This window comes from Tunicatimonas pelagia, from assembly GCF_030506325.1.
In the GTDB taxonomy this organism is placed as follows: Bacteria; Bacteroidota; Bacteroidia; order Cytophagales; family Cyclobacteriaceae; genus Tunicatimonas; species Tunicatimonas pelagia.
On the sequence record NZ_CP120683.1, the window covers coordinates 3,092,249 to 3,104,471 of the forward strand.

Sequence of the window (12,223 nt, forward strand, 5' to 3'; positions counted from 1 at the left end):
ATATCAGGCAGTACACATTATATGACCAAAACAATAACACTAGAGCAACTGCAAAGAGTAACACTGAAATGTCAGGGGCTGGGCGGTGCTCTTGCATTTGGCCAAGGGAAGAAAGCGGTTTTAGCAGCGTTGGAACGCCTTGGCTATGTTCAAATTGACACAATATCTGTTGTTGAGCGGGCTCACCATCATACGCTTTGGACTAGAGTTCCCGGCTATAAAAATGAGTATTTAGAGCAGTTAGTAGACGAGCGAAAAGTTTTTGAGTACTGGTTTCACGCGGCATCGTATTTACCCATGATCAATTTTCGCTACGCCTTGCCCCGAATGCTACAGTTTAAGGAAAAAGAATCTTTTTATCATAAACATGTAGACCCTAAAACGCTACGGTACGTTTACGACCAGATTCGTTTAGACGGCCCCAAAAAAGCCCGAGATTTTCAATCATCCCGCCAACAGTCAGGAACATGGTGGAATTGGAAGCCTGCCAAAGTTGCCCTCGAGAAGCTATTTATGCAAGGCGATTTGATGATATGCGGGCGCGATGGTATGGAAAAGCGGTACGATATAACCGAACGAGTACTACCCAGCACTGTAAATACATCTGAACCCACCCCATCAGCACTCGCTGAACATCTAGTCAGAACGTATTTGCGGGCTTACGGAGTTACCACTATTAAGCAAATAACCCATCTAAGAACCGGAAAGGAGCTTAAGAAAAATGCTGGTGAAATTCTGCAAGCTATGCTAGAAGACAAAACGATACAACAAGTAGATATTGACGGAATGCCTACCCTGTACGTGCTTAGCAAATTGCTAGAAAATACAATTGAAGAACCATCGCATAACGTGAAGCTATTGTCTCCCTTTGACAATGCCATTATTCATCGCGACCGTACGGAGCAGCTTTTTGATTTTAACTATCGCCTGGAGTGTTACACTCCTAAGGAGAAAAGACAGTACGGCTACTTCTGCTTACCAATCTTGTTAGGGAATAAATTTATTGGTCGCATTGATTGTAAAGCCCATCGCAAGAGAGAGGAGTTAGAGATACTCCATTTACATGTGGAGAATACAGAACTAGATACTGACATATGGCTCGATCATTTTATTGAAGCAGCCGTACGATTTGCGAACTTCAACAATTGTAAATCAATAAAGCTCACCAAGGTGAGTCCAAAGGCAATGGCAAAAACTATCAAGCAGGCTTTCAATAGAAATGGAGGTCGTTACCTGTCAGTATCCAGGTACCGAGCATAATACATGGGCAGCTTTACTAACCCAACTATTCCTTGTAACCAATAGAGAGAAAGTCCTGGTATAGTAAAGCAAAATTATCTATACTCACAACCCAAACTTGATGATCCAACTACTTTACTATGCAATTACTCATTATTCTACTAATTCCGCTCCTGCTATTTTCAACCTGCCAGCCTTCCAGTTCGCCAACGGAACTTAGTGTAACCAATAGTGAGCAATACCCCAACATCGTCTTTATTCTAGCTGATGATATGGGTTACGGTGATCCGAGCAGTTATAATCCCGAGTCTAAAATACCGACCCCTAACATCGATCAAATTGCTCAGAACGGAGTGAAGTTTACCGATACTCACTCCCCCGGACCTTGGTGTGTGCCGTCGCGCTACGGATTAATCACCGGACAGTATCCCTATCGTACCCAACTCAACTGGCGTGAGCGAGCACTGATTGACCCTAGTCAGCGTACCATTGCTGAGCTACTAAAAGATCACGGCTACCGTACCGGAATGGTCGGTAAGTGGCACTTAGGTTTCGATAGTATTGATTGGAGTGATATTCCGACCGATCAGGAGTTTCGGGGTGGGCCAATAGATCATGGATTTGATGAGTTTTTTGGGATGCACGCTTCGCTGGATATTCCGCCCTACTTCTACATTGAAGGCAACCAAGCGATAGCAGCTCCTACCGATACGGTAGCCGATAACCAGAGTGAGGATGCTACTACTACCATTTCTGGTGCCTTTTGGCGCGGAGGTGATATGGCACCAGGCTTTAGTCACGAGGAAGTACTGCCCAAGTTTACCGAACGAGCTGTGTCGTTTTTAGAGAAGCAGCAATCGGATCAACCTTTCTTTTTATATCTCGCTCTCACCGCTCCTCACACTCCTTGGGTGCCGACCGAAGAATTTGTAGGAACTACCTCAGTGGGCGAATACGGTGATTTCACCAGACAAGTAGATCATACCGTTGGACAAATAGCTAGTACGCTAAACTCATTAGGGTTGACCGACAAAACATTACTCATTTTTACTAGCGATAATGGTCCGGTATGGTTTGCTGAAGACGTAGAGAAGTTTGACCACCGCAGTACTGCCTCATTACGGGGAATGAAGATTGACCACTGGGAAGGTGGGCATCGCATTCCGTTTGTAGCCCAGTGGCCGAGAGAGATTCCTGCCGGAACGGTACGGGACGATCTGATGGGTTTTACTGATGTATTTGCTACCCTAGCGGCTGTCGTAGGCGATACTATGGTTGCAGAAAATAAAGATAGTTATAATATGCTTCCTGCTTTTCAAAATGAAGCGACCGAACCCATTCGTCAGGAAATGATAATCGGTGAACGAGTAGTGCGGCAAGGTAGCTGGAAGTTTATCCGTGATGGGGGTGAGGGCGGTCTGGGAAGAAGCTACGGTTATCAAGGGCAAGAGCCCGCCCCGCAAGTAGATGAACTTTATAATTTAGCCGAAGACTTATCCGAAAGTAATAATCTGGCAGATGAGCAACCCGAAAAAGTGGCGGAGCTTAAGGCGTTACTACCGGATCTTCAACCGAAATAGTTTTATCATATTTTCTCTGTAATAATGCCAACATTTTATTCAGTGGATAGCGATCATTGGTAAAATACTGAGTAGCGATACCGTCTAGCGTAGCGTACAGCAGAATGGCTTCGGGTAGGGCTTTGGAGTGCCCTGACTGTTGCAACAGTACTGCCAGATCACCGATAATAAAATTGTTTAGCTCGTCGAAGTGGGTTCCGAGTTGCTTAGCGAGCGAAGACTGTAATCGCAATGCCCGCAGCAATAACCAGTAGCTACGGTATTTTTCTAGAATCGTAAAGTAGCGTACTAACCACTGCTGAAGATTCTCTGCCGGATAATTAGGCCAGTCCTGCTCAATCTTGGCGACACCCGCCTCCACAATCGCTATCAGCAGGGCTTTCTTGTTTTTAAAGTAGTTGTAGGTCAGCCCCAGCGAAATATCAGCGTGGTTGGCGATGTCTCGCATGGAGGTCTGGTCGTAGCCCTTTTGACTAAACAGTATGAGGGCAGTGCGGAAAATTTGTTGACGACGGGCAGCAGTATTCATTCTTGATTGAACTATTGTTCAGGTAAGAATATGCAATTACTACCGAATTCTCAAGCGAATAGTGTATATTTGTTATAAAAAATAAAACGAAACAAGTAATGTGCATCGTTTTACGAAAGCATATTACTCACCAAGTCAACCAGCCCAATTATGCGATCACTAATTATTGCCGTAGACTTTGACGGAACCGTAGTAGAAGATGCGTACCCCCGCATTGGTAAACCTCAACTTTTCGCCTTTGAGACATTAAAAGCTCTAAAACAGGAGAAGCACCGACTGATACTGTGGACGTGCCGTAAAGGAGATCGCTTACAAGAAGCGGTAGAGTTTTGCCGGGAAAATGGAATGGAATTTTACGCAGTCAATAGCAATTTCCCCGACGAACCACTCACTTCGGAAGATAGCCCCAAAATTGTGGCTGATTTATATATCGATGATCGTAATCTGGGTGGCTTTCCTGGGTGGGATCAAGTATGGAAAGCACTGAAGCCGAACGATGAAATGCCCGAAGCAGAAATGCGCTCTAAGGGAATATTCCAACGGCTTTTTGGTTAGAACGCTTCGGCGATATTAATGTAGAAATTACTTGTCCCCTGACCCACGGCAAAGTCAAGCCGAATATTTAGATTCTCTTCGGGGATGAGCGCGTAGCGCAAACCTGCCCCTACCGAAGGTTTTACATCAGGTAACGAAAAGTCGCCAAACCGACGGGCAACATCCCCGATGCCGACAAAACCAACCGCGCCCAAATTCTTCCAGATATGGCATCGGTACTCAGCTTGCCCAGCCAACAGATTATTATCACGATAACGACCTTCGTAGTAGCCTCGCATAATCATATCTCCCCCTAAAGCCGCTAGTTCAATAAACGGAGTCTCGCCCTGACTGAAGTAGCCGAACAATTGTACCGCCACAACATCTTTACGTCGAGCAAAAGGTTTCCAGTAATTACGCACGTCCAGCACTCCAACTGAATAAGTGAAATCACTACCTAGGGTCTCTCGGTGAAAGCGTTGCCGAAACTCTGCCAGCATTCCTGAAGTAGTGTTTAATACGTTGTTACGATTATCAAGCATCACTCCCACATCAAGCCCCACCGCCTGATAGGGTTCCGCCCCTAGTGGCACCTCCGACGATAAATCCCCGTCGGGATCAAGATCGATCTCGTAAGTATTCGTATAACGAAAGCCTAGTCCGGCGTATAATTGTTTATATACCCGTCGGTAAGTAAGATGCTCTACGCCCAGCTCGGTGTAAGAAAAAAGTTCTTCGTTAGCTTCCGGGCTGGTATTACCAATGCCGTAATAAAACTGAGGAAACTTACGAAACGCCAGTTCACCCCGATGAATATACCGTTCACGGCGGGAGAACACGGTGTATTCGGGCGTAGTAATAATTTGATTATTGAGAGTATAACGAACCGACATGGCAATGAACGAGGTACGGGTAGAGTCAGCCGTAGGCGGAAAAAGCAATTTCCCGCCAATCCCGAACAGCCAACTAGTTTCGGGCGAATAACCGGCAAAGGGGGCAACTACCCATCTTAGCGGGGGTTTACTCGGTTTTCGAGGAATTTCTCCTGAGAAGAGGTCTATTACTTTATCGGCTACGTCAAACACTGAACCTTGGGCTAAAACCAGCGTTGGGCAGCTAAGCAACAGAAAAGTAACTTTGATAACAGTACTTGATAAGTAGCGACGCAAAGGCCTGAGTTTTGTATATTAGCTTAAGGACGAGGCTCAAATTCCAGGTATTCGTCACTAACTTCAACCTGATAGTTAGAGGATTTCCGTCTGTTCTTCATTACTTCTTTTAATTCTTGCTTTTCGGCAGCCAAGTTTTCTTTAAACTGCACCTTAGCAGCCGGAATATCGTAAGAAATCTTGTAATCTTCTACTGTTCCCTGAGCTTTCAGGAAAAGTTTAGTCGGAGCTGCGTTATCCGAAGCCACCTCACCAAAATATTTTTTCCGCTGAGCTGACCGCTCCCGCGCCTTAGCTGACCGCAAATGAATGCTTCGCATGGGAACATCAAAATGGTAATCAATATGATTGTCGAAAGTATGAATACCCTCTACCGTAATATCGGATAAGTTGCTTTGAACCACCATTTTAGGAATATGTATCTGCTGATCGCAAATACGAATATAGTTCCGAATATCGTCAAACCGAAGGTGGTCGAGCTGCTCTTCATCTACAAATCGGGCAATGCGCTGCATCGGCTCAAAATTATTTAGCTCGCCTTCCTTTATAGTGGCATAGGTCTCAGCTGAAAGTGAAGGGTAACGCACTTGCAGATTACGATTCAGGTTCATCCGCCAATCCGACGTAGCGTACACCTCACCCTTTAGGTGGCGAGCCGTGAGAAAATCTTGCTGAAAATCTTCAAAAATGTAGAACGCACTGTCTACGTGAACGCCTTCTAGGCGAGTGCGCCCCTCAGTACGAATGGTTTCTCGCTGAGCATTTACCATGGCCGAGGCGTAAGCCATTCCTCCTGCTGTCTGTACCGATAAATTCTGAATATGGGCAAGCTGATTATGGAGCTTGAGTTTACCCCGAATACTTCTGCCCCGGAAACGGCGAAACTTTAGCCGCTTTACATCACAAGAAAAATTGAGGGTAAGCCTCGGACTAATTTCCAGTTGATAAGGCTGTTTATCCGAAACCCGCTGCCAATCTTGCGCGACACTTCGCGATAGGTTGCCATCTAACGAATTACTCAATTTACCGGAAAGTAACTCATCCAGATCAACAAGATCAGATCGCAATGAAGCATCAATTTGTACCGGATGGGTTTTGGTGAGGGCATAGGCAATAGCATTTTTGAACTGTCCCGTAAGGGAGAAGTGGCTATGCCCCCAGTATCCCGAGACCCGGCGAATAGCCAAGTGATTATCTTGAACCTCAAATGTACCGGAAATCTGCTGAAACGGTAACTGGCTATCACGCAGGGCGAAGGCGACATCCTTCATCTCAATAATCCCTGAGCTTTGGGTGCGACGACGGCGGTTTAGTTGATTACTCTTCAGATCGTTGATATTCCCTTTCAATTGCACATCAGCTATGATTTCACCTCGAGTAGTTTCAAGTTCGAGAATCGGGTAAAACGCTAGTAACGAGGGTATACTAAACTGCCCTTTAAAATCGGTTTCTAGGTACAAATCGCGAAAGTTGCGTAACCGAAGATTACCACTCAGCGGCTTTCCATCCAGCGTAGCCCGGATGTTGTTCAGGCTTAGATCTGAAGTACGACTGTTGCGTTCCGCCCCATTGGTAAATGAACCCGACAGGTAAATATTTTCTAGTTTCTTCTGATAGTCGGGATGAAAGAAAGAAGCATTCTGGCAACCAAAATCTAGCTGAAGAGCCGGCTGATAGGCCAGCCCAGTAACCTTTCCAGCTAATTGTACCGCGCCTGTGCTTCGGTAATGCTGCCAGGGGCGCGCCAGCGATTTAGGCAGTACACTCAGTAAAGTTGGAAAATCCGAGTTCGCTGCTTCCACTACCAAATCCAGTTTTGTTTGGTCAGTATGGTCAATCCATCCTTGCACCTGAATTTTAGTATCATTCAAACTTACCTGAGAAGGCTCTACCAGCAAACGATTATCTTGGTCGTAATAAACCAACTGGGTACGCAGTTCTAGCCACTGGTCAACAAAATAGTGATCGGAACCTACCCCAATGTATTTGCTTTCCAAATTACCTTCGGTATTGATTTGATACACCGATTCGTCCACTTGCAACGATGCAGTTACGTCGTGAGCATAAGTAAGTATATCTTGCTCCCGAGCTAAGTCCCGGTATCTGACTTGCACATCATTCAGATTTACTTGCTCCAAACGAAAAGCCAGCGAATGGTTTGTAGGTGACTGGATTGTATCCTGCTGATTTCGGAAAATAGTATAATTCGCATTCTTTTCTTTGTCAATAAGTAGGGTCACCGACCCATTCGTCAGGCTAATTTGCTGCAACTCATACGTACCCCGAAGCAGCGCAAATAGGTTGAACGAGAAGTCAATCCGGGCAATATCAGCCAACGGATACTCCTTACTTTGCGTAGAATCTACAGCTCCAGGAATAAAAACCTCCTCAAAGGAAACCGCTAATTGCGGAAAATCACGCCACGCCGATACCTGAATGCTTTTTACCTCTACTGGAGTGGCTATGTACTCATTTAACGACGATACTAATCGCTCAATAAGTTGATCCTGATAGGCATAACCAATCCCTACCAACCCTGCTGCAAAAATGCTCAACGCAATAACTAATCCTATAATAATTCTTTTGAACAAACGATACTTTTTTAATTCCAACGCAACAAGTAGGTCAAATATGATACCCACCGTACTCACCATTTGCGACAAATACTGACAAAAAGGTACTTAACGAAGATAGATAGCAGGTTTAGAAAAATTTTTAGCCGGACATTGGCAATTGTAGGCAAGAGTATTACCTTTGCAAAACATTTTTTCAGGGTTCTTCATTTGCTCGTAAAAAAGCAGATAAAATTCTGAACAAAAATGGGTTCTTAGCTCAGTTGGTTTAGAGCACCTGCCTTACAAGCAGGGGGTCGTAGGTTCGAATCCTACAGGACCCACACCATTAAGGAATAATGATTTTAGCCACTTGTAAATATTTTGCAAGTGGCTTTTTTTGTACTACTCTCTAAAGTAATTAGTTACAGCGACTACTTCATCAGATGGTCAATCATATTTTCCAGTTTGCTCATGCTATGGATCTGAATTTTATATTTTTTCGAGTCTAGCCCTTTAGTATTGAACTTGGAGATAAAAATCTCTTCAAAACCTAGTTTCTCGGCTTCGCTGATGCGACTTTCAATGCGGTTTACGGCCCGAATTTCCCCACCCAAACCAACTTCAGCGGCAAAGCAGATTCGACTAGAGATAGGTACATCCAGAAAAGAGGAAACCAGAGAAGCACAAATTGCCAGGTCAATTGCCGGGTCTTCCACCTTCAGCCCTCCCGCCATATTCAAGAATACATCTTGCGTACCTAGTCGGTAGCCTACTCGCTTTTCCAGCACCGCCAATAGCATATTGAGTCGTCGGGCATCGTAGCCGGTAGCACTACGCTGCGGAGTGCCGTAAGCCGCCGAACTCACTAGGGACTGAATTTCAATCAACAGCGGACGGTTGCCTTCCATGGTAGCCCCAATCGTAATTCCACTCAGTTCGCCTTCTCGTTGAGAGATGAGAATTTCGGAAGGGTTGCTTACCTGCCGTAGGCCCGTGTCCAGCATTTCGTAAATGCCCAGTTCCGAGGTAGAGCCGAAGCGGTTTTTGATCGTTCGTAGAATCCGGTAGGACAAGTGGCGATCGCCTTCAAACTGAAGCACCGTATCTACCATATGTTCCAGCACCTTTGGCCCAGCAATGCTCCCTTCTTTGGTAATGTGCCCGATCAGAAAGACCGGAGTATTGCTCTCTTTAGCAAACTTCATCAGCTCTCCGGTGCATTCCCGTACCTGTGAAACACTACCTGCTACCGACTCAATATGGCTGGAGCGCAAAGTCTGGATGGAATCGATGATCACAATGTTAGGCTGAAGCTGCTCAATCTGCTTAAAAATAGCAGTCAATGAGGTTTCGCCTAAAATATAGCAAGATGGTTTCTGATTAGAGGCGGTTAGCCGTTCTGCTCGCATCTTAATCTGCTGATTACTTTCCTCACCCGAAACGTAGAGTACTTTTTGCGCCAGTGATACCGCAATCTGCAACATTAGCGTAGACTTACCAATACCCGGTTCTCCACCGATTAGCACCAGTGAGCCGGGCATAATACCCCCACCCAGCACCCGGTTTAGTTCGGCATCCTGGGTTTTGGTACGGTATTCTTGTTGGTATTCAATTTCCTGGAGGGGTACAGGACGAGTAGCCACTTTTTCTTTGGGTTGATTACTCCGCCAGGTGGGCGTTTGAGATTCTTTTTGGATAACTTCTTCAACGTAGCTGTTCCAAGCAGCACAAGAGGGGCAGCGCCCCTGCCACTTGGGTGAGGTAACCCCACATTCTTGACAGACGTATATCGTTTTTGCTTTGGATTTAGCCATTGGTGTGTTTTAGAGATTGGGGGTTTAGGTTTTGGCAACTACTGGAATCCAGAATTCTTCTTCCGAGGTTGGGTCATCGTTTTTATACTTCTCACCCATCAGGGCGAAATGAGGCCGATCATCTAAATTATAGTCTGAGTTTGGAATCCAGTTTCCGTAAATGTACTGATAGGCTGTTATTGCTTCACTTGCTTTTCCTTGGTAAAGAAATACTGCGTAAAGTCCCGCAGGGATCATCAGCTGCTCCATGTCCTCCGAAACAGATTCATAATTACGCACCTGAACCGCCGCCCACTTGTCAAACTCCTGAGTCGGGCTAAATTGCTCAAAGAAATCTAGATTATCATACACCTCTACTGAGTACAATGCAGTGCCAATCGTATTTTTGATTGTAGCTCGGTTCGGCATGAAACCTTGCCATAATTCTTGCGTCTGGTTATTAGCAACAGACATTCTCACCTTTTTACCAACCAGTTTAATTTCTTCTATTATCTCAATTCTTGATTTCATTTTCAAACACAGTTACTCAATTTCTCACCACCCGAGAAACCATCTAATTTAAATATTCTTTTTTCAAGAACGCTTGCTCAAGGCACTTAATTTCTAAAACAAGTTATGTATTTTTAGCTTTTATAATCGATGAAAAGCTACGTTGCTGCCCTCGGTACTGCTGTACCTAAATATCGTACCCCACAAACCGAAATCGCCAATTTTATGGCGAATATCCTTCAGCTAAACCCAGCCGAAAGGCAGCGTTTGTATGCTCTGTATCGAGCATCCGGTATCCATTATCGGCATTCTGTGCTAAGCGACTACAGTAATATTAACCGTCGTTCATTTTACCCTGATGCACCCAACCTGGAACCCTTCCCCACTATTAAACAGCGGATGGATGTCTACGAACGAGAAGCCCTGTCATTGAGCTATCGTTCAGCTAAAAACTGCTTACAGCAACTGCCCCAGTTTAACCCGAAAGAAATAACCCACCTGATTTTTGTAAGCTGTACCGGAATGTATGCCCCTGGCGTGGACATTGAGCTTATTCATCAACTGGGACTATCGCATCAGGTGCAGCGTACTGCGATTAATTTTATGGGTTGTTACGCGGCATTCAATGCGCTAAAAGTGGCTGATAGTATTGTTCGGGCTGATACCAATGCTAATGTACTCATGGTTTGTACGGAGCTTTGCACCCTACATTTTCAGAAGGGTAAGGATGAAGATAATTTACTGGCTAATGCGCTATTTGCTGACGGATCATCCGCTGCGTTGGTTACCAGGCAAAAATTTGACAATGCCATACAGTTCTCATTAGAGCAATTCTACTGTGATTTGGTACCAGAGGCTAGTCAAGAAATGGCTTGGCAAATTGGAAATTATGGCTTCGAGATGAAGTTATCCGCTTATGTACCTGAAGCAATTAAACAGGGGATTTACCAGCTAACTCAACAGTTAATGAACCAACTTAGTTGGAGTGTTGATGAGGCAAGCCTCGATGTTCAAGAAAAACCCGATTTCTACGCAATTCATCCCGGTGGTAAACGGATTTTGCAGGTAATTGAGCAAGCGCTATCTATGGAAAAGGCCGATAATCGCTTCGCTTATCAAATATTGCAACAGTACGGAAACATGTCGTCAGCCACTATTTTATTCGTGCTTAAAGCCCTGCATCAAGATTTAACCGTAGCTGATAACGATAAATCCGTCCTCGGATTGGCCTTCGGCCCTGGTTTGACGCTGGAGAGTATGTTATTACGAGTAGAAACATTTTGAGGTTCCCCCTTTATGAAAGGGGGTAGGGGGATTTTAATTGTTCTTATTATCTCTAAGGTTAGCAACTGTTTGATTACTACCTTTATCTTTTCATGCTAAAAACCCAAAAATATGATGAACACCGAAGGAATGCTGAGAGATGACGCACTGGCTGATAAAGTAATTGTAGTTACTGGTGGTGGTACCGGATTGGGAAAATCCATGACTACCTATTTTCTTAAGTTAGGAGCCAAGGTGGTAATCGCCAGCCGGAAACAAGATGTATTAGATCAAACCGCTAAAGAACTAGAAGAAGCCACCGGAGGTACGGTGCTGCCGATCGCCTGCGATGTTCGTAAATACGAAGAAATAGAAACGGTTTTAAAGAAAACGCTTGATAAGTTTGGGCGGGTTGATGGTCTAATCAACAACGCTGCGGGAAACTTTATCAGCCCTACTGAGCGACTATCGCACCGGGCATTCGATATTGTGGTGGATATTGTATTGAGAGGCACCTACAACTATGCACTAGCGTTTGGTAAATACTGGATTGAGAAGCAGCAACCGGCCACCATGCTCAACATCGTAACTACCTACGCCTGGACAGGCTCCGGCTACGTGGTTCCTTCAGCCTGTGGAAAAGCCGGAGTGCTGGCACTGACCCGCTCGCTAGCGGTAGAATGGGGCAAGTATAACATCCGTTCCAATGCTATCGCTCCTGGTCCATTCCCCACCGAAGGTGCCTGGAGCCGACTCCTACCGGGCGACTTGGTGGAAAAATTTGATCCAGCCAAGAATAATCCGCTCAAGCGGGTAGGCGATCATCAGGAGTTAGCCAATCTGGCGGCCTACCTTATGTCCGACTACAGTAGCTTCGTGAACGGAGAAGTAATTACCATTGATGGCGGCGAGTGGCTACAAGGCGCCGGAGAATTTAATCATCTGGACGAAATCCCCTCTGAGATGTGGGATCAATTAGAGAAAGCGAGGAAGAAGGGATGAAAATAATGATTGATGATGAATGAATAATGACTAATTTGATAATGTCATC

At 45.2% G+C, this 12,223-nt stretch carries 10 protein-coding genes and 1 tRNA gene; 6 read left to right on the forward strand and 5 right to left on the reverse strand.

Annotated features, from left to right (window positions below):
* Positions 1–21: 21 nt before the first annotated feature.
* Positions 22–1,260, forward strand: a complete 1,239-nt coding sequence (locus P0M28_RS13170; protein WP_302210373.1) for a winged helix-turn-helix domain-containing protein — start codon at positions 22–24, stop codon at positions 1,258–1,260.
* Between the two features lie 119 nt (positions 1,261–1,379).
* Positions 1,380–2,819, forward strand: a complete 1,440-nt coding sequence (locus P0M28_RS13175; protein WP_302210374.1) for a sulfatase family protein — start codon at positions 1,380–1,382, stop codon at positions 2,817–2,819.
* Here P0M28_RS13175 and P0M28_RS13180 read toward each other — a convergent pair.
* A complete protein-coding gene (locus tag P0M28_RS13180; protein WP_302210375.1) occupies positions 2,785–3,348 on the reverse strand; it encodes a TetR/AcrR family transcriptional regulator in 564 nt (187 codons plus the stop codon). The genes P0M28_RS13175 and P0M28_RS13180 overlap by 35 nt on opposite strands.
* 150 nt (positions 3,349–3,498) lie before the next feature.
* Here P0M28_RS13180 and P0M28_RS13185 point away from each other — a divergent pair, with 150 nt between their 5' ends.
* Complete coding sequence (locus P0M28_RS13185; protein ID WP_302210376.1) at positions 3,499–3,903, forward strand: BT0820 family HAD-type phosphatase; 405 nt, start codon at positions 3,499–3,501, stop codon at positions 3,901–3,903.
* Here the strand turns inward: P0M28_RS13185 and P0M28_RS13190 are convergent.
* Positions 3,900–5,051, reverse strand: coding sequence for a BamA/TamA family outer membrane protein (locus P0M28_RS13190; protein ID WP_302210377.1), 1,152 nt, complete (start codon positions 5,049–5,051; stop codon positions 3,900–3,902). The two genes, P0M28_RS13185 and P0M28_RS13190, sit on opposite strands and share 4 nt — an antisense overlap.
* Positions 5,052–5,074: 23 nt before the next feature.
* A complete protein-coding gene (locus P0M28_RS13195) occupies positions 5,075–7,642 on the reverse strand; it encodes an AsmA family protein (RefSeq protein ID WP_302210378.1) in 2,568 nt (855 codons plus the stop codon).
* Positions 7,643–7,872: 230 nt separating this feature from the next.
* On the opposite strand from P0M28_RS13195, the gene P0M28_RS13200 reads away from it, so the two are divergent.
* Positions 7,873–7,947, forward strand: a tRNA-Val gene (locus P0M28_RS13200).
* Positions 7,948–8,037: 90 nt separating this feature from the next.
* On the opposite strand, the gene radA is transcribed toward P0M28_RS13200, so the two are convergent.
* Together radA and P0M28_RS13210 are read right to left on the reverse strand one after the other, a co-directional pair.
* On the reverse strand, positions 8,038–9,420 hold the full coding sequence (gene radA / locus P0M28_RS13205; protein WP_302210379.1) for a DNA repair protein RadA: 1,383 nt from the start codon (positions 9,418–9,420) through the stop codon (positions 8,038–8,040).
* Between the two features lie 24 nt (positions 9,421–9,444).
* Positions 9,445–9,930, reverse strand: coding sequence for a GyrI-like domain-containing protein (locus P0M28_RS13210; RefSeq protein WP_302210380.1), 486 nt, complete (start codon positions 9,928–9,930; stop codon positions 9,445–9,447).
* A 129-nt stretch (positions 9,931–10,059) separates the two neighbouring features.
* On the opposite strand from P0M28_RS13210, the gene P0M28_RS13215 reads away from it, so the two are divergent.
* Complete coding sequence (locus P0M28_RS13215; protein WP_302210381.1) at positions 10,060–11,193, forward strand: type III polyketide synthase; 1,134 nt, start codon at positions 10,060–10,062, stop codon at positions 11,191–11,193.
* A 111-nt stretch (positions 11,194–11,304) separates the two neighbouring features.
* Positions 11,305–12,174 (forward strand): SDR family oxidoreductase, encoded by an 870-nt coding sequence (locus tag P0M28_RS13220; RefSeq protein ID WP_302210382.1) that lies wholly within the window; start codon positions 11,305–11,307, stop codon positions 12,172–12,174.
* Positions 12,175–12,223: the final 49 nt, after the last annotated feature.